The organism is Miniimonas arenae, assembly GCF_006351005.1.
GTDB classification, from domain to species: domain Bacteria; phylum Actinomycetota; class Actinomycetes; order Actinomycetales; family Beutenbergiaceae; genus Miniimonas; species Miniimonas arenae.
Window position 1 is genome coordinate 38,765 of record NZ_VENP01000016.1, and the last position, 21,824, is coordinate 60,588.

The 21,824-nt window shown below is 74.7% G+C and carries 23 protein-coding genes; 9 read left to right on the forward strand and 14 right to left on the reverse strand.

The genetic code is table 11. The annotated features are described in order from the left end of the window. Nucleotides 1–10 precede the first annotated feature (10 nt). Genes FH969_RS06085 through FH969_RS06100 form a run of 5 tightly spaced genes read right to left on the reverse strand, consistent with a single transcriptional unit; the run spans nucleotide 11 to nucleotide 2,589 of the window. Nucleotides 11–766: a uridine kinase family protein gene (locus FH969_RS06085; protein ID WP_199916450.1), complete on the reverse strand. Its 756-nt coding sequence runs from the start codon at nucleotides 764–766 to the stop codon at nucleotides 11–13. Continuing rightward, nucleotides 763–1,221: an OsmC family protein gene (locus FH969_RS06090; protein ID WP_108718757.1), complete on the reverse strand. Its 459-nt coding sequence runs from the start codon at nucleotides 1,219–1,221 to the stop codon at nucleotides 763–765. Before FH969_RS06090 ends, FH969_RS06085 begins: the two co-directional genes overlap by 4 nt. A 51-nt stretch (nucleotides 1,222–1,272) precedes the next feature. Beyond that, nucleotides 1,273–1,533: a PfkB family carbohydrate kinase gene (locus FH969_RS16030; protein ID WP_342776994.1), complete on the reverse strand. Its 261-nt coding sequence runs from the start codon at nucleotides 1,531–1,533 to the stop codon at nucleotides 1,273–1,275. Then, nucleotides 1,478–2,131 carry a PfkB family carbohydrate kinase gene (locus FH969_RS06095; protein WP_342776995.1) on the reverse strand — a complete coding sequence of 218 codons (654 nt, stop codon included), beginning with the start codon at nucleotides 2,129–2,131 and terminating at the stop codon, nucleotides 1,478–1,480. The genes FH969_RS16030 and FH969_RS06095 overlap by 56 nt, the downstream gene beginning before the upstream one ends. Next, complete coding sequence (locus FH969_RS06100; protein WP_108718756.1) at nucleotides 2,128–2,589, reverse strand: PPOX class F420-dependent oxidoreductase; 462 nt, start codon at nucleotides 2,587–2,589, stop codon at nucleotides 2,128–2,130. Before FH969_RS06100 ends, FH969_RS06095 begins: the two co-directional genes overlap by 4 nt. 37 nt (nucleotides 2,590–2,626) lie before the next feature. Between FH969_RS06100 and FH969_RS06105 the strand changes: the two genes are divergently transcribed. Next, on the forward strand, nucleotides 2,627–4,150 hold the full coding sequence (locus FH969_RS06105) for an aldehyde dehydrogenase family protein (RefSeq protein WP_108718755.1): 1,524 nt from the start codon (nucleotides 2,627–2,629) through the stop codon (nucleotides 4,148–4,150). Nucleotides 4,151–4,245: 95 nt separating this feature from the next. On the opposite strand, the gene FH969_RS06110 is transcribed toward FH969_RS06105, so the two are convergent. Next, the gene (locus FH969_RS06110) at nucleotides 4,246–4,926 is read right to left on the reverse strand and encodes a TetR/AcrR family transcriptional regulator (RefSeq protein WP_246071737.1); all 681 of its coding nucleotides are present in this window, start codon (nucleotides 4,924–4,926) and stop codon (nucleotides 4,246–4,248) included. Nucleotides 4,927–4,978: 52 nt separating this feature from the next. Between FH969_RS06110 and FH969_RS06115 the strand changes: the two genes are divergently transcribed. Together FH969_RS06115 and FH969_RS06120 are read left to right on the forward strand one after the other, a co-directional pair. Then, nucleotides 4,979–6,625 (forward strand): FAD-binding protein, encoded by a 1,647-nt coding sequence (locus tag FH969_RS06115; protein WP_108718754.1) that lies wholly within the window; start codon nucleotides 4,979–4,981, stop codon nucleotides 6,623–6,625. Between the two features lie 197 nt (nucleotides 6,626–6,822). Then, entirely contained in the window at nucleotides 6,823–7,611 is a 789-nt protein-coding gene (locus FH969_RS06120; protein WP_108718753.1) for an SDR family NAD(P)-dependent oxidoreductase, read from the forward strand. A 525-nt stretch (nucleotides 7,612–8,136) separates the two neighbouring features. Here the strand turns inward: FH969_RS06120 and FH969_RS06125 are convergent. The 4 genes from FH969_RS06125 to FH969_RS06135 all read right to left on the reverse strand — a co-directional run bounded on the left by FH969_RS06125 (nucleotide 8,137) and on the right by FH969_RS06135 (nucleotide 11,144). Next, entirely contained in the window at nucleotides 8,137–9,039 is a 903-nt protein-coding gene (locus tag FH969_RS06125) for an SDR family NAD(P)-dependent oxidoreductase (RefSeq protein WP_139986489.1), read from the reverse strand. A 105-nt stretch (nucleotides 9,040–9,144) separates the two neighbouring features. Beyond that, nucleotides 9,145–10,461, reverse strand: coding sequence for a flavin-containing monooxygenase (locus FH969_RS06130; protein ID WP_246071738.1), 1,317 nt, complete (start codon nucleotides 10,459–10,461; stop codon nucleotides 9,145–9,147). Next, nucleotides 10,413–10,583 carry an NAD(P)-binding protein gene (locus tag FH969_RS15670; RefSeq protein ID WP_234417946.1) on the reverse strand — a complete coding sequence of 57 codons (171 nt, stop codon included), beginning with the start codon at nucleotides 10,581–10,583 and terminating at the stop codon, nucleotides 10,413–10,415. Before FH969_RS15670 ends, FH969_RS06130 begins: the two co-directional genes overlap by 49 nt. A gap of 405 nt (nucleotides 10,584–10,988) precedes the next feature. Beyond that, complete coding sequence (locus FH969_RS06135; protein WP_180359692.1) at nucleotides 10,989–11,144, reverse strand: hypothetical protein; 156 nt, start codon at nucleotides 11,142–11,144, stop codon at nucleotides 10,989–10,991. A 420-nt stretch (nucleotides 11,145–11,564) separates the two neighbouring features. On the opposite strand from FH969_RS06135, the gene FH969_RS06140 reads away from it, so the two are divergent. Continuing rightward, on the forward strand, nucleotides 11,565–12,893 hold the full coding sequence (locus FH969_RS06140; protein WP_139986490.1) for a DUF8189 domain-containing protein: 1,329 nt from the start codon (nucleotides 11,565–11,567) through the stop codon (nucleotides 12,891–12,893). A 21-nt stretch (nucleotides 12,894–12,914) separates the two neighbouring features. Continuing rightward, nucleotides 12,915–13,550, forward strand: a complete 636-nt coding sequence (locus tag FH969_RS06145) for a HEAT repeat domain-containing protein (RefSeq protein ID WP_139986491.1) — start codon at nucleotides 12,915–12,917, stop codon at nucleotides 13,548–13,550. 153 nt (nucleotides 13,551–13,703) lie between these two features. Here FH969_RS06145 and FH969_RS06150 read toward each other — a convergent pair whose 3' ends face one another. After that, nucleotides 13,704–14,711, reverse strand: a complete 1,008-nt coding sequence (locus tag FH969_RS06150) for an aldo/keto reductase (RefSeq protein WP_139986492.1) — start codon at nucleotides 14,709–14,711, stop codon at nucleotides 13,704–13,706. Nucleotides 14,712–15,437: 726 nt separating this feature from the next. Here FH969_RS06150 and FH969_RS06155 point away from each other — a divergent pair. From FH969_RS06155 to FH969_RS06165, 3 genes are all read left to right on the forward strand, one after another. Continuing rightward, a complete protein-coding gene (locus FH969_RS06155) occupies nucleotides 15,438–15,959 on the forward strand; it encodes a mycothiol transferase (RefSeq protein WP_139986493.1) in 522 nt (173 codons plus the stop codon). A 21-nt stretch (nucleotides 15,960–15,980) separates the two neighbouring features. After that, a complete protein-coding gene (gene thpR, locus FH969_RS06160) occupies nucleotides 15,981–16,556 on the forward strand; it encodes an RNA 2',3'-cyclic phosphodiesterase (protein WP_108718747.1) in 576 nt (191 codons plus the stop codon). Between the two features lie 225 nt (nucleotides 16,557–16,781). After that, on the forward strand, nucleotides 16,782–17,192 hold the full coding sequence (locus tag FH969_RS06165) for an LbetaH domain-containing protein (RefSeq protein ID WP_108718746.1): 411 nt from the start codon (nucleotides 16,782–16,784) through the stop codon (nucleotides 17,190–17,192). Between the two features lie 36 nt (nucleotides 17,193–17,228). Here FH969_RS06165 and FH969_RS06170 read toward each other — a convergent pair whose 3' ends face one another. The 3 genes from FH969_RS06170 to FH969_RS06180 form a co-directional block, all read right to left on the reverse strand. After that, nucleotides 17,229–17,711, reverse strand: a complete 483-nt coding sequence (locus FH969_RS06170; RefSeq protein WP_108718745.1) for a DUF1269 domain-containing protein — start codon at nucleotides 17,709–17,711, stop codon at nucleotides 17,229–17,231. 221 nt (nucleotides 17,712–17,932) lie between these two features. After that, complete coding sequence (locus tag FH969_RS06175) at nucleotides 17,933–18,586, reverse strand: DUF4125 family protein (RefSeq protein ID WP_218975271.1); 654 nt, start codon at nucleotides 18,584–18,586, stop codon at nucleotides 17,933–17,935. Beyond that, nucleotides 18,583–20,754, reverse strand: coding sequence for a DUF4037 domain-containing protein (locus FH969_RS06180; protein WP_139986495.1), 2,172 nt, complete (start codon nucleotides 20,752–20,754; stop codon nucleotides 18,583–18,585). The genes FH969_RS06175 and FH969_RS06180 overlap by 4 nt, the downstream gene beginning before the upstream one ends. A 282-nt stretch (nucleotides 20,755–21,036) precedes the next feature. On the opposite strand from FH969_RS06180, the gene FH969_RS06185 reads away from it, so the two are divergent. After that, nucleotides 21,037–21,390, forward strand: a complete 354-nt coding sequence (locus tag FH969_RS06185) for a hypothetical protein (RefSeq protein WP_108718742.1) — start codon at nucleotides 21,037–21,039, stop codon at nucleotides 21,388–21,390. The last annotated feature ends 434 nt before the right edge of the window (nucleotides 21,391–21,824 follow it).

The window sequence follows — 21,824 nt, forward strand, 5'->3', positions numbered from 1 at the left end:
CCTGTCCCGGTCACGGCTGCGGCGGAAGGGCCGGATGGGGAGGCCGAAGGGGCGGCGCCACCGCCACCTCGCCGTCGGCCAGCGGGATCGGCGGCGTCCCGGCGGCCACGACGTCCGCCCGCTCCCACGGCCGGTCGGCGCGCAGGTGCTCACGCTCGTGCGCCATCCAGGCGTGCCAGAACGCGATCGTCTCCTCGACGTCGCCGTTCTCCCCCGACGCGATGTCCCGCGCGATCCCGCGGCGCTCGGCCTCGGCGTCGTCGGACTGCACCCACACGACGGCGTCGAGCAGGTCGGCGACCTCCCGCTGCGCCGACCCGACCCCCTCGATCACCACGAGCTCGAGGTCTTCCGGCAGCTCGATCGCGCCCTCTCGCCCCCGCTCGGCCCAGGCGGGCGGCCGCAGCCGCACCGGGCCGCCGGCGCGCACCGCCTCGAGCAGCGCGCGCTCCACGGGCGCCCAGCCGAACATCGGCTCGTGCCAGGCCAGGTCGTCCGCATGCACGACGGCGGAGCGCCCCACCGCGTCGGCCACCCGTCCCGCGAGGGTCGTCTTCCCGCCGGCGGACCGTCCGTCGACGGCGATCACGACCGGGCCGGCCACTCGGCCGACCTGGCCCGCCCGACGCGCCCGCGCGAGCTCGAGCAGCTCCCGGGCCAGGTCGGCGACCGGTCGCGCCGTCCACGGCCCCGCCGGCGGCTCGCCCGGCCCGAGCGCGAACGCCCCGATGCCGTCGCCCCCGACGGGCTCGGCGCCGCTGCTCACGCGTCGACCACCGTGAGCGCGAGGGTCACGTCCGAGCGCAGCGAGTTGGCGATGTAGCACTGCCCGTGCGCCTCCTCCGCCAGGCGGTGCACGAGCGCGTGATGGGTGCCCGGCGCCACGGTGACCGTGACGTCGAGCGCGATCGCCCCGATCCGGATCGGCGCGTCCCGCAGGTCCATCGTGCCGACGGCGTGGTCCGCGTACCCCACGACGTCCACGCCGGCGCGCGCCGCGACCGCGAGGAAGGACAGCAGCTGGCACGAGCTCGCGGCGGCGACCACGAGCTGCTCGGGGTTGAGCCGCTCGGCCGCCCCGCGGAAGTGCGGGTCCGCGGACAGGTCGAGGCTCGCCGTCGCCGGGGGCGCCTCGACCCGGTGCTCCCGCGGGTAGGCCGCGTAGCCCACGCCGGTGGCGCCGGTCCAGGTGAGGTCGGTGCGGTAGGTGTGCGTCGTCACCGGGCCATCATGGCGCGCTCCGCCGACACGCTCACCCGGGAGCGGTCTGCGTCAGCGCAGATACTCCGCGAGCCGTCGCAGCGGAGGCTGGCTCGCGGGGTGCTGCACGGCGTCGGCACCCACCGCGCACGCCGCCGCGAGCGCCCACTCAGGGTCCACCCCGGCCGCGAGCGCCAGCGTCAGCGCCGTGCCGAACGCGTCGCCCGCGCCGACCGTGCTCACCACCGGCACGTGCAGCGCCGGCGCGCTCGCCACCTCACGCCCACCCGAGAGCAGCAGCGCGCCGTCCCCGCCGTACGTGACCGCGACCATCCGGACGTCCCGCAGCCACGGCTGCGCCGCGTACTCGACGGCGTTGACCACCACGAGGTCGACCCGCTCCACGAACGAGCGCGGCATCGAGCTCAACGGGCGCGGCGTTGACCGCGAGGAAGCCGGGCACCACGTCCGCGAGCCCGGCCACCACCTCGACCGGGATCTCGACCTGCGCGAGCACCACCTCGTCGGGCCCGAACTCCACACCGTCGGTCGTCACGAGCCGGTTGGCGCCGGGGCAGACGACGATCTGGTTCTCCCCCTCGGCGTCGACGGTGATGAGCGCCGTCCCCGTGTGGTCCGCCGCGCGCCGGACGTGCGCGACGTCCACACCGGCCGCCTGGAGCGTCGCGAGCATCCACGTGCCGTCCTCGTCGTCGCCGACGGCCCCGATCATCCGGGTTCGCGCGCCGAGCCGCGCCGCGGCAACCGCCTGGTTCGCGCCCTTTCCTCCCGGGTCGCGCCGCAGCCGCCCCGGCCCGACGGTCTCGCCGGCCCGCGGCAGGTGCTCCGTCATCGCCGTGATGTCGACGTTCGCGGAGCCCACGACGGCGAGCGCCGGCAGGGCGCTCAGCTCACCCCCGGCGAGGCTCACGCGAGGCGTGCGGGGAATCCGCCGGTCGCGACCGGACCCCACCGCCCGATCGTGAGCCGGATGAGGCACTTGCCCTGCGCGACCATCGCCGCGCGGTACTCGTCCCAGTCCGGGTGCTCCCCGCTGATGACGCGGAAGTACTCCACGAGCGGCTCGACGGCCTCGGGCAGCTCGATCAGCTCGGCCGCGCCGTCCACCTGCACCCACGGGTCGGAGAACTTCGGTCCGAGGGAGAGCAGCGAAGCGCGCTCGTCGCGACGCACGTTGGCGGCCTTCGCGCGCTCGGGGTAGGTCGACACGACGACGCGACCCTCGCCGTCGACCCCGTACGTCACCGGGCTGAGCTGTGGCGAGCCGTCGCGGCGGGTGGTGACGAGGATGCCGTCGTGCCGTGAGCGCAGGAGGTCCAGCAGCTCGGGGCGCTCGAGGCGCGTGCTCGTGGCGATCGTCCGTGCCATGGGACAACCGTAAGGCGCGCGGCGCGCCGCAAATACGATGGACGCCGTGACCCACGGCACGCTCGACCACCTGACCGCCGGCACGCTCGTGCCCTTCGGCGGGGACCGCTACGCCGTCGTCGACGAGGCCCTCGCCGCCGCCTTCGCCCCTGGCGACGCGCTGCACGTCGACCCCGGCACGGGCGCCCTGCTGCACGTGCCGGCCGCGGTGCGCCGGGTGGTCGCGGAGCAGATCAACGCCGCGGTGGCCGCGTTCGGCGTCGTCCGCGCGGCCCCCCGCGCCACGATCGAGGCGTTCTTCACCGCCTTCGCCGACCGCCTCGCCGACGACGCCGTCTGGGCGGGGATCCGGGCGGCGAACGCGGCCGACGTCGAGCGCGCACGGTCCGCCGGGCGCACCACGACCCGGCTGACCGTCTCGGACCGGATGCGCGCCGACATGGTCGACGGGCTGCGCGAGTGGGCGGGGATCCTCCTGTCCCGCGGCTCAAGCGTCTCCGCCGACGAGCGCGTGCGCCACGCGGACTGGGAGGTCGAGCTCCAGGCCGCGCCGCTCGGCGTCGTCGCGTTCGTGTTCGAGGGCCGGCCCAACGTGTTCGCGGACGCCGCGGGCGTGCTCGCGACCGGGAACACGGCCGTGCTGCGCATCGGCGGCGACGCGCTCGGCACGGCTGAGGCGATCCGCGACGGTGCGCTGCGGCCCGCGCTCGCCGCGGCCGGGCTGCCCCAGGGCGCGGTCAGCCTGCTCCCGGTGCGCGACCGCTCGGCGGGCTGGGCGCTGTTCAGCGACTCCCGCCTGGCGCTCGCCGTCGCGCGCGGCTCGGGGCCCGCCGTCGCGCAGCTGTCGGGGGTGGCGCGCTCGGCCGGCGTCCCCGTCAGCGCGCACGGGACCGGCGGGGCGTGGCTCGTCGCGGACTCCGCGGCCGACGTCGACCGGTTCGCCGGCGCAGTGCGGCACTCCCTGGACCGCAAGGTCTGCAACACGCTCAACGTCGCGGTGCTCGTGGCCGACCGCGCCCAGGAGCTCGTGCCCGTGCTGCTCGCGGCCGCCGACGAGGCGGCGGCGACGCGCTCGGGCACGGCCCGCGTGCACGTGGTGGAGGGCAGCGAGGGCGCGCTGCCCGACGGCGAGCTCACCCGCCAGATCCCGGTGCACCGAGCCGACGGCGTGCACACCGAGCCGCGCGCGTCGCTCCTTCCCGTGGAGCGCCTCGGGCAGGAGTGGGAGTGGGAGGACACCCCGGAGCTCACGCTCGTGGTGGTGCCCGACCTCGCGGCCGCGGCCGACCTGTTCAACCGCTGGAGCCCGCGCTTCGTGGCCTCGCTGATCAGCGAGGACGCCGCGGCGCACGCGTGGTTCCGCGACGCCGTGGACGCGCCGTTCGTGGGCGACGGGTTCACCCGGTGGGTCGACGGCCAGTACGCGCTCGCGCAGCCCGAGCTGGGGCTGTCGAACTGGGAGCACGGGCGGCTGCTCGCACGCGCCGGCATCCTCACGGGCGCCGACCTCACCACCCGGCGCGTGTTCGCCCACCACGACTCGGCGCAGCAGCACCGCTGAGGCGCACGCATCTGCTTGGCCGAGGCGCGCGGTCGGCGTGCCGACCGAAAGCGCCGGGCCGGCGGCCAGCAGCCGGGCAGCGCCGGTCAGGCGGCTCAGCCGCCGGGTGTGACCGGCGCGAGCGGCTGCCCGAGCGGGATCGGGCGCGGCAGCCGCTGCGCGAGCAGCCGCTCGGCCTCGGCGGGGTTCGGCGCTGTGGCGACGATGCCGAACGCCATCCGCCAGCTCACGAGCACGTCCTCGAGCGTGAGCGCGGGATCCGCGGTGCCCGCCGCCTGCGCACGCCCCAGCGCGAGGCTGACGAGCGCGGCGAGGCGAGCGTCGCCGTCGTACGTCACCTCGAGGCGCTGCGCCTCGACGGCCATCTCGACGAAGGCGGCCTCGCGCACGGTCTGCGCGAGGAGGAGGCGCCAGAGCCGGTCGAAGGCGTCCGGCGCGGGGTCGGCGGCGGCCGCCTCGAGCTCGAGGAAGTTGTCGTCGAAGACCTCGATCGCGAGGTCGAGGCGCGAGCGGAAGTGCCGGTACAGGACGCCCTGGCCGATGCCGGCCTCGCGCGCGATCGCGCTGAGCGGAACCTCGAAGCCCCGCTCGGCGAAGAGCCGGCGCGCCGCGGCGAGGATCGCGCGGCGGTTCTCCGCCGCGACGGCGGGGCCCCGGTTCGTGCGCGCGGAGGCCGTCCGCCCCGAGGCCCGCCCCGAGGCCCGCCTCGAGGTCGGCTCCGAGGCTCGCGCCGGTGTCCGAGCGGCGCCGAGCGTTCCGCTTCCGATCTCGCTCACCGTCGCATACTATCGATCCGGACAAGGTTGTCCGGATGGAAGGGGAGCTCACATGAGCAGCACGACCACGGAACTCGCCTACGACGTCGTTGTCGTGGGGTCCGGGGGCGCCGGCCTGGCGACAGCGCTCGGCGCGATCGACGCGGGACTGTCGGTCCTGATCGTCGAGTCGACCGACAAGTGGGGCGGCAGCACCGCCATGTCCGGGGGCGGCATGTGGCTGCCGGACAATCCGCTGATGGCGCGCGACGGCGTCGGCGACTCGCGCGAGGAGGCCCTCACCTACCTCGACGCGTGCGTCGGCGAGGTCGGCGAGGCGGCCAACCGGGCGCGCAAGGAGGCGTTCGTCGACGGCGTCGACGACTTCGTCACGACCGCCGAGCGGTACGGGGTCGTGTTCGCGCGCGCGACCGACTACCCCGACTACTACCCCGAGCTGCCGGGCGGGAAGATCGGCCGCTCGATCGAGGTCAAGCCGCTGGACTCCAAGGTCCTCGGACCCTGGTGGGACACGCTGCGTGGCGCGATCCCGCTGCCCGCCATGACCAACGACGTGTGGCTCCTGGGCCGCTCGTGGTCGACGGTCGGCGGCATGGTCCGCGGCGCGCAGGTGGTCGGCCGGATCGCCGGCGGGGTCGTCACGGGCAAGCGTCTGGTCGGGATCGGCAACGCGTGGGCGACGGCGTTCGGCAAGGCCGTGATGGTCGACCACGCGACACCCGTCTGGCTCGACAGCCCGCTCGAGGACCTCGTCGTCGAGGACGGCCGCGTCGTCGGGGTGCGCGTCACGCACGAGGGCGCCTCCGTCACCGTCCGCGCGGACCGCGGCGTCATGCTCGCCGGCGGCGGGTTCGAGGGCAACCGCGAGTGGCGGCAGAAGTACCAGGGCATCGATGGCGACCCGTCGGGCAACCTCGGCAACCTCGGCCACCCGATCGACGTCGCCCGGCGCGCCGGTGCGGCCCTGGAGCTCATGGACGACGCGTGGTGGGGCGCCTCGCTCGCCGCTCCGCCGGGGGGGCGCCCGTCGTTCCTCGTGGGCGAGCGGTCGATGCCGTACTCGATCATGGTCGACGCCGCCGGGGAGCGGTTCGCCAACGAGTCCGAGTCCTACGTGGACCTCGGACACCACATGCTCGAGCGCGACCACGGCGAGGGCCCCTACTGGCTCATCCTCGACGGCCGGTACGCGAAACGGTACTTCCGCACGTTCGCCATGGACCCGCGCGCGATGAAGGCGATGAAGGAGGCCGGGATCGCCGTCAAGGCGAAGACCCTGCCCGAGCTCGCCCGCGCGATCGGGGTCGACGCGACCGTGCTGGGCGCGACCGTCGAGCGGTTCAACGGCTTCGCCCGCTCGGGCGTCGACGGCGACTTCGGCCGCGGCAACTCCGCGTACGACCGCTACTACGGCGACCCGACCGTGCGTCCGAACAACAACCTCGGCCCGATCGAGAAGGGTCCGTTCCTCGCGTACAAGGTGGTCCTCGGCGACCTCGGCACCAAGGGCGGCGTGGTCACCGACGCCGACGCCCGCGCGCTGCGCGAGGACGGCTCCGTGATCGAGGGCCTGTACGCGGCGGGCAACACGTCGGCGTCGGTCATGGGGCACACCTACCCCGGTCCGGGCTCGACGATCGGCCCCGCGGCCGTGTTCGGGCTCCGTGGCGCGCGACACATGGCGCGCGCGGGGGGCTGAGGCGCGCTCGTCGGCTCACTCGGCTCGACCAGCACGACCAGCACGACGCACCGCCCGCGCGGTGCACCCCACCCGGTGGGGCGCACCGCGCGGACCTTCCGCCCCGAGTCACCTCGGGGCCTCCGGCGCACAGCTCGAGGCGTTCTTCCGTCGGCGCCGCCGACGGGCAGGAGAAGGAGAAGGAGAAGGTGGGAACGATGACACTCACGGCGGACAGGACCGTGCAGGAGTGGCAGGAACGGATCACGCCGGACCGGTTCGCCGGTCGCACGGTGATCGTCACCGGGGCGGGGTCCGGGATCGGGCGCGCGACGGCGTCGCGCATCGCCCGCGAGGGCGGCCGGGTCGTGGCGGTCGACGTCGCCGCGGACCGGCTGGACGCGGTGGTGGGCGAGCTCGGGGAGGCGATCGTCGCCGTCGGGGGCGACATCACGTCCACCGAGGACGTGGCGCGGATCGTCGCCGCGGCCGGCGAGCAGATCGACGGACTGGCGAACGTGGCCGGGATCATGGACGACTTCGCACCGGTGCACGAGGTCACCGACGCGATGTGGCAGCGCGTGCTGGCGGTCAACCTCACGGGATCGTTCCAGCTGATGCGCGCCGTGCTGCCCGCGATGCTCGCGGCTGGGCACGGGTCGATCGTCAACGTGACGTCCGAGGCGGGGCTGCGCGGCAGCGCCGCCGGCACCGCGTACACGACGTCGAAGCACGCCGTGATCGGGCTGACGAAGAGCGCGGCCGTCATGTACGCACCGCACGGCATCCGGGTGAACGGCGTCGCGCCGGGTGGGGTGGCGACCAACATCGCGATCCCGGCGATCAACCCGACCGGCATGGGCCGGCTGCAGGCGTTCCACGCGATCCTGCCGCCGCCCGCGCAGGCCGAGCACCTCGCGGCCGCGATCACCTACCTGCTCAGCGACGACGCGATCAACGTCTCGGGCGCGATCCTGCCCTCGGACGGGGGGTGGTCGGCGCAGTAGGCGGGCGGCGCGCGGCTGGCCGGCCCAGCGGGCGGGCGGCGCGCGGCTGGCCGGCCCAGCAGCCCGGCCCAGCACGGCCGGCCGGCCCAATCGCCGGGCACCGCACGGCCGGCCGGCCCACTCGCCGGGCACCGCACGGCTCACGGGTCCCGCGCGGTGCCCGTGGGCCCGGGGAGCTGTGCGCTTTGACTGGAGGCCCCAACGAATTGACTGGCTGGATCCCCCGGCGCCGAAACGGCGTCCAGGCGCAAGCCTGTGACCTGCAGCGATGTCAACGCGGGCCACTCGCGCCGCGGCTCGGGCCGGTTCGACCAGTCAAAGCGCACGGGCCACCAGTCAATGCGCACGGCGACGGGCCGCCCGCAGCCGACCGAGGCGCCTTCCGGCCATGCAGGCGCGCACGAAGGCGGCCCTGAGGCGCGCGCGAGAGCGAGCCCGCGCTCCACGCGCGAACGGCGTCTCCCGCCACCCGGCGGGCGGGCAGTCGTCGTCGCTCCCGACAGTCGGCACCCGGCCGGCGGGCGCCTACCGGAGGACGCGTTCGGCGTCGAGCAGCTCCCACGACCCGTCGGCGCGGCGGCGCGTCACACCCTCGCGCTCCAGCCGGGCGAGGTACGCCGCCTGCCCGCGCTCGCCCCGACGCCGGAACAGCCGCATGAGGCGCGGCAACGCGTTGGGCACGAGCAGCGCCGCCTTGACGAGCCACGCCTCGCTCGGCCGGGGGTAGACCTCGAGCCGCGGCGAGTCGAGCAGGCGCAGCATCGCGCGCGCGACGACGTCGGGCGACTGCGGAGGGTCCTGGAACTGCAGCGCGTTGCCGCCCTCGACCGCCTCCCGGCGCAGCATCCGGGTGTCCGTCGCCGACGGCAGCACCGACCCGGCGCGGATCCCCTTGTCCCGCAGGTCGAGGCCGATCGCGAGCATCGCGCCCCGCAGCCCGAACTTCGAGGCCGTGTAGATCGGGGTCTCGCCCAGGGGGAAGATGCCGCCGAGCGACACCGTCGTCACCACACGCGGATCCGCCGACGCCCGAAGTAGGGGCACGGCCAGCCGCGTGAGCACGAGCGGCGAGAGCAGGTTCACCTCGAGCTCGGTGCGGATGCTCGCGACCGACCGCTCGTCGAACCGTTCGCAGCTCGTCATCCCGACGTTGTTCACCAGCACGTCGATCCGGCCGTGGTCCTCCTCGATCCGGCCGATCAGCGCCCGCACCTGCGCCTCGTCGGTGAGGTCGCAGCCGTACCCGCGGTGCCCGACGCCGGGAAGCGCCTCGGCCGCGTCCTGCGCCGCCTCGCCGCGCACGTCGACCAGCACGAGCACCGCGCCGCGCTCGGCGGCCCGCGGCGCGAACGCCCGCGCGATCCCACCCGCGCCACCGGTCACCACGACCACCTTGCCGCGGTGGTCGAACCCGCGCCGCGCGCTCACGCGCAGCCCGCCTTCACCGAGGTCACGGCGCCTGCGCCACCGGTCACCACGATCACCCGGCCGCGCTGGTCGACCCCGCGCGCGCTCACGCGCAGCCCGCCCTCGTCACCGCGCAGCCGTCCGCACGGCCGCACTGCCCGCCGCGACCACCGCCGACGGCGAGCCGACCTCGGCAGCCTCGCTCGCCGTCGGGCCCGCGTCGCCACGCGCGAAGCGCCCGCCGCGCCCGCTGGACGCCGCCGCACCCGCGGCCGGCGACGTGAGTGGCCAGCCCAGCATCCGGCTCACCCGGCGCAGGTAGCGCGTGTAGCCGTCGGAGTCGACGTACCCGGTGTGCCGTGGCGAGGAGTCGAACGTGAGGCCGGCGGACAGGTCGGGCCGGTCGGTGCGGATCATCGCGGCGAACCGCGCGGCCTGCGGCGTGCGGTGGGCGCGCCCGTCGAGGTAGGCGGCGATGAGGTGGGCCTGCTGGTCGGACAGCGTGAACGCGCCCGAGTTCGTCTCGATGTAGCCGACGCCGAACAGCCCCGTGTGCTCGCGCGAGGCGAAGTTGAGGTACAGGTCCGGGTGCTGCGCGTTGCCGAACAGGTCCTGCGCGACGGGCACCCGGTGCTCGTAGCCCGTGGCGAGCACCACGACGTCGAACTCCTCGCTCGTGCCGTCGGTGAACGTCACGGTGCGCCCGGCCGTGTCCGCGATGCCCGGTCGGGCCACGATGTCGCCGCGCTGGAGGTGGTGCAGCAGAAGCGAGTTCACGATCGGGTGGGTCTCGAACAGCTTGTGGTCCGGCTTCTGCAGGCCGAGCCGCTCGGTGTCCCCCACCAGCAGGCGCAGGAGCGGCTGGATCGCCGCGCGCTCCACCTGCTTGGGCAGGAACGAGCCCTTGCCGCCGACCACGTCCGAGGGCACCCCGAAGACGTGCTTGGGGATGAACCAGTAGCCGCGGCGCATCGAGATCGCGGCGTAGTCGGCGTTGCGCGCGGCGTCGCACGCGATGTCGCAGCCGGAGTTGCCGCCGCCGACGACGAGCACCAGCTGCCCCGCGAACTCCCGCGGGCTGCGGAACGTCTGGCTGTGCCGCACCTCGCCGTCGTACGTCCCGGGGAGCGCGGGCAGGCGCGGGTGCCACTGCGAGCCCGTCGACACCACCACGGCGCCATGCCGGGAGCTCGTGCCGTCGGTCCGCGTCACGACCCACGCGCTGCCGTCCCGCTCGACGCTCTCGACGCACACGCCGGTCTCCACGCGCTGGTCGAGGCCGTAGTGGGCCGCGAAGGCGCGCAGGTAGGCGAGCACGTGGTCGTGCCGCGGGTAGTCCGGGTAGCTCGCGGGCATCGGGCAGCCGCTGTAGCCCGACGTCGTGCGGCTGGAGATCAGGTGGGCCGACTCGTAGATCGGCCGCCCGGGTTGTCGATGTCCCAGACCCCGCCCACCCCCGTGTGCCGCTCGAGGTGGGTGTACTCGATGCCGCGCTCGGCGAGGGCTCGGGCCCCGGCGAGGCCGGCCGGACCGGCTCCGACGATGCAGACGGGAGACGACGTCACGGCGCTCCTTCGGCTCGCGAGGGCGCACCGGTGCGCCCTCATGCGTTCGGTCGGTGCCGCTTCCCCGCGGAACCGCTTCGATCCCCCCGCCAGCGATGCTAGGGGTCCGACGGCGAACCCGAGCGGTCCTGTCCTGCCAGGATCGGGGACCTCACCGGCCAGGGCGGCTGGCCGGTGTCCGATCTGAGCGGTCGCTGTGCGCGGGCTAGGTCACCCTGTGCGTCTGCTGGGCGCGCGACGACGAGCGCGGCATCCACGAGCGCGCACCTGCGAGCTCGCCCCCTACGAGCACGTCACCTCGCCGCCGGCAGGTAGCGCACCAGGTGGGGCGCGAGCGTCGCGGACGTCGGGCTGGGCGGAACGGCGGGGAGCATCCGGCCACTCTAGGTGGCTCACCATGTCCGGTCAGTGCACCCCGCGGACCCTCCCGAGCGCCACCGCTCCCCCCGCCGCGCACGCCGCGGCGAGCAGGAACAGCGGCCGGAAGCCGCCCGCCGCGGCCACGAGCAGCGCGCCGAGCAGCGGCGCCACGGCCTGCGGCACCGCGAGCGCGACGTTCATGATCCCCAGGTCCTTGCCGCGCGCGGCCGGGTCCCTGCGCCATCCAAACGCCGAGCCAGGCGAGGGCGAACGCGCCGATCCAGCCGCCGGTGACGCGGCGCGTGGGGTCGGCGAGCGACGCGACGCGGGCGCCGGCCACCGCCCCGACGACCACCATGTCCTTGCCGTCTGCGCCCATCGCGCCCCTTCGCCGTCGTGCACCGTGCTGTGCCGCCGTCGTGCACCCCCGTGCCGGCCCCACGCGCCGAGGCGTGCCCGGCGTCGCGCTGGGAGGACTGTAGGCGACCGCACGCCCCATCGGGCAGCGCCCCGACGCTGCCGTATCAGCGCGCCGGGCGGGCGCCTCATCGTCGTCGAGCTCGGATCGCCCGGGCGACGGCGACGCGGCCCGGGGAGGTCGCGCGTACGGAGGGAGCAGCGATGACGTGGTTGGGCTGGGAGAGCCTGGGCGGAGGCCTGAGCTCGGGACCGGCTGTCAGCTCGTGGTCGAGCGGACGGCTGGACGTGTTCGTGCGCGGGACGGACAACGCCCTGTGGCACAAGTGGTTCGCGGGCGGCTGGTCCGGCTGGGAGTCCCTCGGCGGGGTCCTCACCTCGGACCCCGCGGCCGTCTCGTGGAGCGACGGCCGCATCGACGTGTTCGTCCGGGGCACCGACAACGCCCTGTGGCACAAGTGGTTCGACGGCGGCTGGTCCGGCTGGGAGTCGCTCGGCGGGATCCTCACGTCAGGTCCCGCCGTCGCGTCGTGGGCGCACGGCCGGCTCGACGTGTTCGTCCGCGGGACAGACAACGCGCTGTGGCACAAGTGGTTCCGGCGTGGGACGTTCGGGATCGGCGGCGGCTGGAGCGGCTGGGAGTCGCTCGGCGGAGTCCTCACGTCCGACCCGGCGGCCGTCTCGTGGAGCGAGGGTCGGATCGACGTGTTCGTCCGCGGCACCGACAACGCCCTGTGGCACAAGTGGTTCGCGGGCGGCTGGAGCGGCTGGGAGTCCCTCGGCGGAGTTCTCACCTCAGGACCGGGCGTGTCCTCGTGGGCGCCGGGCCGGCTGGACGTCTTCGTCCGCGGGACCGACAACGCGATGTGGCACAAGTGGTTCCAGGCCGGCTGGTCCGGCTGGGAGTCGCTCGGCGGGGTCCTCACCTCCGACCCCGACGCCGTCTCGTGGGGGCCGAACCGGATCGACTCGTTCGTCCGGGGAACCGACGGTGCGCTGTGGCACAAGTGGTGGGCCCTCGTGCCCACGGTGCGGCTGCACGCGAAGATCGTCACGAACCCGAACGTCGCGCTCGCCACGAGCGTGGCCAACATGGTGAACGTGTATGCCACGCGCGGCATCCGCGTGCAGCTCGCCTCGGTGGAGTCGATCTCCGTGCCGGCGTCGCTCAACACGGTCGACGTCAACCCGTGCGTCCAGGGCAACGCGACGGCGGAGCAGCTCGCGCTCTTCGCGTTCCGCAACGGCGTGGGCTCGCTCGACGTCGCGGCGTACTTCGTGCAGGCGACGAACCCGCCGCTGAACGGCTGCGCGTCGCACCCGAACGGGCTGCCCAGCGTGGTCATCGCCTCGGGTGCGAGCCAGTGGACGCTGGGGCACGAGGTCGGGCACGTGCTCGGCCTGCCGCACGTCAACGACAACAACCGGCTCATGACGGGCAACGGCACGTTCAACATCACCAACCCTCCGCCCGACCTCGTCGGGTCCGAGGGGTCGACGATGGACGCCAGCGCGTTCAGCCAGAACATCTGAGAATCCGGAGAGGTGGGAGAGATGACTGTGTCACTCCAGGACGTGCGGGCGCTGCTCGACGTCGACGAACCCGACTACGTGTTCGCGAGCCTGCTCGGCCCGGCCGCGCTGCCGCACCTGCACGAGCTCGTGACGACCGGGGAGCCCATGCTCGCCTCGAAGGCGGCCTACCTGGCCGGCCTCATCGAGGGGGGCGGCGAGGTGGTCGCGACCGCGGCCGCGAGCGAGGAACCGCTCGTGCGCATCGCGGCCGCTGGCACCGCGGTCAACCTGTCCGCGCACGAGGCCGAGCCGATCCTCGCCTCGCTCGTGGACGACGGCGAGCTCGGCGTCCGCGTCACGGCCGCCAAGGCGGTGCTCGCCGAGACCTCGGCGGTGTCGGCCGAGTCGGCACCGGCGCTCGTCGCGCGGGCCAACGAGGTCGGCGTCGAGCGCGAGCTCGAGCCGGTCGAGGTGCCCTCGCTCGAGGTCGCCTACCCGCACGGCGGGCCGCTCGGTGGTGCGCTCGGTGGCGCAGGCGACGGCGAGCCCGGTGGCGACGGCGCAGAGTCGTCGACGGGTCCGGGTGGCATGCCCGAGGCCGCCGACGGCGTCGAGGACGTCTCGAGCGCGAGCAAGCTGTCGACGCAGGACGAGGAGGGCGGCGAGTCCGAGTGACTCCGACTGACTCGACTGATGCCGAGTGACTGGAGTGACTCCGAGTGACTCCGAAGCGGGAGGGGTCCGGTTCCGACCGGCCCCTCCCACTTCGCGAGGGCGTTACGACCCGTCCGCGAGGGCGTTGCGACGCGCGCGGCCCGCCCGCCCGCCCTACAGCCCGACCATCGCCATCCCGGCGTCGTTGTAGCGGTTCCCGGCGACGCCGACCGTGCGGGCGAGCGCGTTGAGGTCGGCGACCTCGTCCGCGGACAGGGCCAACGCCGTCGCCCCGTTGTTCTCCTCGATCCGGGCGAGTCGCCGCGTGCCGGGGATCGGCACGATCCACGGCTGCTGCGCGAGCAGCCATGCGAGGGCGACCTGCCCGGGCGAGGCGTCCTTCGCCGTCGCGAGCGTGCGGACGTGCTCGACGAGGCGCTCGTTGGCCGCGAGGTTCTCCGGCGCGAAGCGCGGCACGCGGGTGCGGATGTCACCCTCGGCGAAGGACGTCGAGGTGTCGACCGTGCCGGTCAGGAACCCCTTCCCGAGCGGGCTGAACGGGACGAACCCGATCCCGAGCTCGGCGAGCGTCGGCAGGATCTCGGCCTCGGGGTCGCGCGTCCACAGCGAGTACTCGCTCTGCAGCGCCGTGACGGGGTGCACGGCGTGCGCGCGACGGATCGTGCCGGCGCCCGCCTCCGAGAGCCCGAAGTGGCGGACCTTGCCTTCGGCAACGAGCTCGCCCACCGTCCCGGCGACGTCCTCGATCGGCACCTGCGGGTCGACGCGGTGCTGGTAGAAGAGGTCGATGACGTCGGTGCGCAGTCGCCGCAGCGACTCCTCCGCCACCGCACGGATCCGCTCGGGGCGGCTGTCCGGGCGGGGGAAGGAGCCGTCGGGCTGGATGTCCCAGCCGAACTTGGTGGCCAGCACGACCTGGTCGCGCAACGGCTCGAGCGCCTCGCCGACGAGCTCCTCGTTGACGTACGGGCCGTAGACCTCGGCGGTGTCGAAGAACGTGACGCCGCGCTCGACGGCGCCGCCCAGCACCGCGATCATCTCCTCGCGCGGTCCGGGGTTCGGTCCGTAGCTCATCGACATGCCCATGCAGCCGAGGCCGAGCGCCGAGACCTCCAGGCCGTTGCCGGGTCCGAGTCCGCGGCCGAGTGTGCGGGTGTGCATGGCGGGGCCTCCAGTCCTCGCCGCGCCGGTCGCGCGGCCCGCCGCCGACGCTACGACGCGCACCCTCGGCGAGACAGGGACGCTCAGTACACCCCAGCGACGGGTGACGCGCCCGCGCGTTCGACCCGTCGTCTCGGGGCCGACGGCGTGTGGGGCCGCTCGCCATGGGCCTGCGAGGGACGCGGCCCCGGCTCCGGCGCGGACGGCGTCTGGGCGGCCACTGCGTGACGAGGAAGCGACTCACCATCACGCCAGAGCGACTCACCATCACGCCAGAGCGACTCACCGTCACGCCAGAGCGACTCACCGTCACGCCAGAGCGACTCACCCACCCGCTCGCGCGACGCCCTCGCGCATCGACGCAGGTCAGAGACCTGCTGCCGGCGGACCAGTCGTGGCGAGTCGCTCTCGCGCCAAGCAGAGTCGCTCTCCCGTCCCGCAGAGTCGCTCTCGCGTCAGGCGGCGGGTACCCGACGCCGCAGTCGCCGGTCCCGTCATCGACCCGGCGCCGCAGGCGGAGCGCCCAGCCGGCCCCAAGGCGGTCGACGCGCTGCTTCGTGCCCGGCCCGGGGACGCTCGGCGTAGCCTCAAGCCAGTCGGCCGACGCCCGAGGGCCGCCCCGATCACCGCGACGGCGCGACGGCGCGACCACGCCCGACCCGCCGCCCCGACCCACCTCGCCCACCGACCACGCCAGCACCGCCCCCGGACCGCACAAGGAGCCCCATGAACAGCACCGACGTCCTCGCCGACGCGTTCGGCCGGATCCCCGACCTGCTCGCCCGCGCGCTTGACGGGCTCGACGGCGAGGACGGTCACGCCGTCCTGACCCGACGCGTCGACCCGGCAGCCAACACGCTCGCGTGGCTCGCCTGGCACACCGGCCGTGAGCAGGACGCGCAGCTCGCCGCGCTCGCCGGCACGCCCGAGGTGTGGGTGAGCGACGGCTGGGCCGCTCGCGCCGCGCTCCCCTTCCCCGACTCCGAGATGGGCTACGGCCACACCGCCGAGCAGGTCGCGCTCGTCGACGTGCCCGTCGACCTCCTGCTCGGCTACGCCGACGCCGTGCACCGCGCCGCGCGCACCTATCTCGACCTGCTCACCGACGAGGACCTCGACGTCGTGGTCGACGACTCCTGGGACCCGCCCGTGACGCTCGGGGTGCGCCTCGTGAGCGTCGTCGGCGACGCGCTCGAGCACGCCGGTCAGGCGGCGTTCCTGCGCGGCGTCCTCGACCGCACCGCCTGATCTGGCACCTCACCAGCCACCATGCGCCTGTTCGTCGCCCTCCGCGTCCCCGACGCCGCGCGCAAGCACCTCGAGGAGTTCCTCGAGCCGCGACTCGACGCGTTCCCCGTGCGGTGGACGCCACCCGAGCACTGGCACCTCACGCTCGCCTTCGTCGCCGACGCACCCGAGCGCACGCTCGACGCGCTGAGCGAGAACCTGCGCTCCGCCGTCGGGCGTCACCGCGCGCTGCCGACCCGCCTCGCCGGCGCGGGCGCGTTCCCCGACCCGTTCGCCGCCCGCGTCCTGTGGCTGGCACCCGAGCTGGACGACGGCGAGCGCCACGAGCTCCTTCGACTCGCCACCGCGTGCCGCACGGCGGCAGCGACGGCGGGGATCGCCGTCGACGGCGCCCGGTTCGTGCCTCACCTCACGCTCGCACGCACGCCGCGGCCGACGCCCGCGCACCGCTGGCTCCAGGTGATGGAGACCTACTCCGGCCCGGCGTGGACGGCGACCGAGGTCGAGCTGGTCGCCTCGCACCTGGGCGAGGCGCGGCGCAACGCCCGTCGACACGAGGTGCTGGAGCGCTTCCCGCTCGGGCCGTCGGCCGGCTGAGCCGGCACGACTCGTCCCAGCCGCCGCTACCCCCGAGCCAGCCCGACCCCACCGGGCGTCGAGCCACTCCCGACCCCCGCTGACCCCACCCGCGCCTGGGTCGGCCGCCGGCTGCTCGACCCGCTTCTTGACCCGCGTGCGGTTTCGCCTTGTGAGAAGTGCCGCACACCCTTGGAACAAGACACCCGGCCCTCTACGTTATGACGGGCGAAGGGAAGGTGAGGCATGCCTCAGAGGCGGCGTGGCAAGGTCGAGTTCGAGAACGAGCGCGGCGAGCTGGTCAGGTACCTGGAGCACGAGAACGGTGGCGGGTTCGTCTCGCCGCAGGCGCACGTGCCCGCGGACGCCGTGGTCGCTCGCGGTGCGTTCGTCGAGGCGGGCGCCGTGATGGCGCCCGGATCGCGGCTCGGGGTCGGCAGCTGGCTCGACTCCGGCGCGGTGCTCGGCGTCGGCGCGGAGGTCCGCGGCTCGGTGCACGTCGGACCCGGCGTGCGAGTCGGCGACGGCGCGCGGATCGGCAGCCGGGTGAAGATCGGCGCGAACGCGGTGATCGCCGCGGGCGTCCGGATCCCCGACGACGAGCGCATCGACGACGGGGCCCGCGTGGATCAGGAGTCCTTCACCACCGCTGCGTGATCCGCCGCGACCTCACGACAGCCGAGCGATGCTCGCTCAGTCGACGGCACCCAGCAGGGTCGCGCGCTCCTCGTCCGTGAGGTTCGTGGTCACGAGGTGCCCCCCGAGCCCGTGCACCCGCTCGACCAGCCGGTCCAGGTCCGCGCCGTCCGTCACCGCGAAGAGCGCCGACGACCCGGGCGTGATCGACTCCCGGATGCGTTCGAGGTCCTCCTTGCGGATCCCGACGCCGTTGAGCGCCCCGGCGCTGCCGCCGATCGCCGCACCGGCGGCCGCGCCCAGCAGCGGGGCGAAGAAGAGCAGGTCGAACAGGAAGCCCCAGGCGGCGCCCCAGCCGGCGCCGCGCCCGGCGTCCTGACGGCGGTGGTGGGTCTCGGGGCGCTCGTCGCCCTGGGCCCACGAGACGGTGGTGCTGTCGTGGATGGTCACGAGGCCCTCGCCGGCGGCGGAGCGCAGGATGTCCTCGGCCTCCTGGGCGCGGGCGGGGTCGTCGTACTTCCAGACGGTGAACGTGGTCACGGGCTCTACTCCTCCGACGGTGCAGGGGTGCGGGACGCCGCATGGTCCCGCCCGCCACCCACGCCCACGGCGGTGAACGTGCGAGGGCCCGACGGCGAGCGTCCGTCGGTCGGTACGCTCGCCGTCCCGCACGTGACCCCACGGGCAGGCCAGCGCCGGTCGGTCTTCGCCGGACCGGCTCACTCGCCTGGCCCGGCGGCATCGCTGGCCGGGCGGCCCGGTCAGGCGGGCTGCGCCGCCTCGGCGTCGGCGAGGCCGTCGAACCCCGCCAGCCGCACGGTCCACTCGACCGTGCGCTCGGTGAGGTTGCCGCCCGAGGCGCGCTCGCCGTCGACCATCGCGCGGTAGAGCGCGAAGGTGCGCGCGGAGTAGGTGCCGAGCTCGCCGCGCAGGTAGGTCTCGAACGAGGTGTCGGTGCGGGTGTCCTGCGAGGTGCGCAGCAGGCGCATCCCGGCGCCGAGGAGCGGATACCTCTCGCGGAACTCCGCGGCCCAGCGCACCTGCACCGCGATGACGGCTTCCTGCGTGGCGCGGCGGGCCTCGCTGAGCACGGGCAGGTGCGGCGCGAGGTCGCGGGCGTAGCGCGCGGGCGAGGTGGACGCCATCATCCGGGCGTACTTCTCGGTCACGAGGTTGCGGCCGACGGCGTCGGCGTCGTCGAGGTCGTCCGCGTAGCTGCGCTGCAGCGCCTCGGGCCACGTGAGCACCTGCGCCAGGCGCATCTCGCGGAACGTGCGCCAGTCGTCCTGGCACGAGGCGCGCCCGCCCTCGTTCTGGGTGCGCTGGAACTGGGCCCACTCGTGCGCGACGACGGCGTGCGCGAGCGGGCTGTCCACCCCGTTCACGCTGCCGCTCACGCCACTCACGCCACTCACGCCAGCCTCCGACACCGCTCGTCCACGATCAGCTCCTCGACGTACGGACGTTGCCACTCCAGGAACGGCGCGTCGCTGCGCGTGAGCCCGCGCGCGAGGAGCCCGGCCACGATCTCGCCGCACATCGCCTCGATCACCGCCACCAGGCGCTCGCGCGCCGCCGTCGAGCTGGTCGAACCGGTCGAGCCGGTCGTGCCGGCCGCCCCGGGGAAGCACGCCGCCGAGGCGAGGCGCAGCACCTCCTCGAGGTGGTCCACCGTCGCCGGCAGCCGCGACCCCAGCCGCGCGCGCAGGCGCCGCAGCGCCGCGAACTGCCACTTGTAGTACGGGAGATACCCCACGGACGTCGGCTTGTGCAGGAGGAAGACGAGCGACGCCGTCGCGCGCGTCAGCTCGCCGATCGCGAGCCAGGCGGCCGCGCCGTCGCCGCGCGCGAGCATCCGCGGGACGTTGTACTGCCCGGCCTGCCCGATCATCCCGAGCCGACGCGAGACGAGGGTGAGCCGGACGTCGTTCGGCATGCGCCGGAACCGCCCGCGCACCCCGCTGAAGGCGCCGAACGGATCGGCGAAGACCGCGCCGTTGGTCGCGGCGGCGAGCGTGGCCTCCTCGAGCAGGAGCCACTCGTGCGGGCGGTCGACGGCGGGCGCGTCCGGATACCCGGTCAGCGAGGCGTAGAAGGCGCCGATCTCGAAGACGCCCACGCGACGCCCGGCGCCCTGCGCGCGGCGGGTCTGCACGTCCGCGCGGGCCGGGAAGCCGGCGAACGCGCCGGGCAGGGCCTCGTAGTCCGCCTGCAGCGCGGCGCCGATCCGCGCGTGGTCCTCCGCGGTGAGCCAGAGGCAGAACCCCGGGCCGAAGTCGTGGTCGCGCGAGGCCTCGTCGTCAAACCCGTAGCACTCCGACCCGTGCCCCACGAGCCCGACCGCGATCCGGCCCCGCTCCTCGGGGTACCCGGCCAGCAGCTCCCGGCCGTACGCCTCCCAGTACGCGCGGGCGAGGTCGAGGCCTCGGGTCACCGACGACACACCACCCGGCGACGGCGAGCTCGCCCCCGCGGGCCGGCCCGCCCCGGGCGTGGGTCGGGTAGGCGGCGAGCTCGTCGACGAGCCCGTCCCTTCACCGGCAGCCGACCCAGCGGGTCGGCCCACCTCGCTCCCGGCCCCGGTCGGGACGTTGCCGACCGCCACATCCGCGGCGGCGCGCACCTTGGCACCGAGGTGGGTCGCGGCTCTGCTGGTGCGCCCTGTCCGGCGATCGCCGACGCCGGCGTCTGACCCGGCCTGCGTACCGCCTTCGTCCTGGGCGCCGGCGCGGGCGAGCAACGCCTCCGCCTCGGCAAGGTTTCCGGCCGTCACGACCGCGGCGTCCGACTGTGCCCCGAAGCACGCCCGCACGGTCGCGAGGGCTGTGCGATACCCGTCGACGGCCTCGGCGTAGCGCCCGGCGCGCACGTCGAGACCCGCGGCGGCCGCGAGGGCGGCGGCGTAGTGCGGGTCGTCGGTGCGCCCGAGGCGCTCGTAGGTCGCGACGGCGAGCCGGGCGTGCCGGACGGCCTCCTCGGCGTCGGCGGGGTCACCCGTCGCGGCGAGGGCCAGCGCAAGGTTCCCGTGCGTGGCGGCGAGCTCGCCGTCGGGCTCGGCGTCGGGCGCGGTTCCGTTCCCGGCCGCAAGCAGCGCGAGCGCGGCGCGCAGCTCGCGCACCGCCCCCGCGCGGTCGCCGGCGTCCCCGAGGGCCATCGAGAGGTTGTTGTGCAGCGCGGCGATGCGCCGGTCGCCGGGCGGATACGCGGCGCTCGCTGCTGCGAGTGCCTCACGGTAGGTCGCGAGCGCGGCCTCGGTGCGCCCTGCCGCGCGCTGCGCCGTCGCGACGTTGACGAGCGTCGTCGCGCGGGCCTCGGCGCCCGCCGGTCCGAGCCGGTCGGCCAGCTCGTCCGCGAGCAGGCGAGCCTCGTCCGCGACGGCGAGCGAGGCCTCGTGCGCGCTCGTCACCCGAAGCAGGCCGAGGAGCTCGTTGAGCACCGTGAGCCGCGCGGGATCGTCGCCGAGTCGCATCGCCTGGGCGAGCGCGTCCCGCAGGTGCGCCTCGGCGCGCTCGGGACCCGCCTGGGCTGCGAGCAGCGAGTCCAGGTCGCGCAGCACGCGGGCGACGTCGAGCGTCCCGGTCATGTCGTCCCCTCCCCACACGTCGCAGGTGCGGCGCGCGCCGTCCGGTCGCGCACGTCATGCCGGGTCGTGCTTGCCGTGCCGATCACGCCGTCCACACCCGTCGTGCTGGCGGTGCCGATCACGCCGTCGTGCTTGCCGTGCCCGTCGTCCCGAGCGCGCCGGCCGTGCCCGATCGCGGACAGTCCGCGACATCTCGACCCTGCCGCACCGCGACCGCCACGGCGCGGGACCTAGGTACCGCGAGGGCGTGACGAGGCGCACGCTCGGAGGCAGGATCGTGGCATGGCGAGCTACGAGGTGAACGACGCGGCCGTGACTCACTGCCGGAAGCTGATCGCGGCCCATCGGTACGTGGTCGACAGCGACTGGGGCGACGCCCAGCCCGACGCCGAGCGAGAGAACACCTACCTCGAACGTCACTCCTGGGTGGAGTACGGCGCGTGGCACCTCGGCCTCACCGAGGGTGCGAGCGACGAGACCAAGGCGCGGTACGCCTTCGTCCTCGGCGACTTCAGCCGCATCCACCGCTCGGCGCTCATCGCGTGCGTCTACCGAGCCGCCGAGTGGCAACACAAGGCGGTCGAGCTCGCCGCGCACGACCTTCTGCAGGAGCTGGACGCCGCGATCGAGGGCTGACCTCGGTCGCAGTGGCCGGCGCTCCGGCATCGGTCCCGCTGACCTCGGTCGCAGTGGCCGCCACCTCGGCATCGGCCGCGCTGACCTCGGTCGCCGTAGCCGCCACCCCGCTGACGACCGCGCATCTCTTTGGCCCGCACCAGCGCCCTCGTCGCGTCGTGGCTGGCGCCCACCCGTCCCGTTCCCGGAGCGCGCACATCATCGTCACGCGCGCACGTGCCTTCAGCCGCGCTCTCACCACAGAGCAACAGGGCCGTTAGGAGTGGGTTCTTCGGGACGACCTCCGTCTCGTTCGCCGCTAGGAATGGCTCCGCCACGAGCCGCTCTACCGCCGGGCAGACCTGCACCCGGGTCTGCTGCACGGTGAGGTGACAGGGTGGGTCAGGCGGCGAGTGCTGCCTGGGTGGTGATGATGGTCTCGTACTCGATCGGGG

Bases quoted from the DNA above. Each gene is read 5' to 3' on its own strand.
- FH969_RS06155 (WP_139986493.1), top strand. From the start codon at position 15,438: ATGAACAGCACCGACGTCCTCGCCGACGCGTTCGGCCGGATCCCCGAC.
- FH969_RS06135 (WP_180359692.1), bottom strand. From the start codon at position 11,144: ATGAACGTCGCGCTCGCGGTGCCGCAGGCCGTGGCGCCGCTGCTCGGC.
- FH969_RS06185 (WP_108718742.1), top strand. From the start codon at position 21,037: ATGGCGAGCTACGAGGTGAACGACGCGGCCGTGACTCACTGCCGGAAG.
- FH969_RS06165 (WP_108718746.1), top strand. From the start codon at position 16,782: ATGCCTCAGAGGCGGCGTGGCAAGGTCGAGTTCGAGAACGAGCGCGGC.
- thpR (WP_108718747.1), top strand. From the start codon at position 15,981: ATGCGCCTGTTCGTCGCCCTCCGCGTCCCCGACGCCGCGCGCAAGCAC.
- FH969_RS06140 (WP_139986490.1), top strand. From the start codon at position 11,565: ATGACGTGGTTGGGCTGGGAGAGCCTGGGCGGAGGCCTGAGCTCGGGA.
- FH969_RS06145 (WP_139986491.1), top strand. From the start codon at position 12,915: ATGACTGTGTCACTCCAGGACGTGCGGGCGCTGCTCGACGTCGACGAA.
- FH969_RS06120 (WP_108718753.1), top strand. From the start codon at position 6,823: ATGACACTCACGGCGGACAGGACCGTGCAGGAGTGGCAGGAACGGATC.
- FH969_RS06150 (WP_139986492.1), bottom strand. From the start codon at position 14,711: ATGCACACCCGCACACTCGGCCGCGGACTCGGACCCGGCAACGGCCTG.
- FH969_RS06115 (WP_108718754.1), top strand. From the start codon at position 4,979: ATGAGCAGCACGACCACGGAACTCGCCTACGACGTCGTTGTCGTGGGG.
- FH969_RS06105 (WP_108718755.1), top strand. From the start codon at position 2,627: ATGGACGCCGTGACCCACGGCACGCTCGACCACCTGACCGCCGGCACG.
- FH969_RS06100 (WP_108718756.1), bottom strand. From the start codon at position 2,589: ATGGCACGGACGATCGCCACGAGCACGCGCCTCGAGCGCCCCGAGCTG.
- FH969_RS06180 (WP_139986495.1), bottom strand. From the start codon at position 20,754: ATGACCGGGACGCTCGACGTCGCCCGCGTGCTGCGCGACCTGGACTCG.
- FH969_RS16030 (WP_342776994.1), bottom strand. From the start codon at position 1,533: ATGGTCGCGGTCACGTACGGCGGGGACGGCGCGCTGCTGCTCTCGGGT.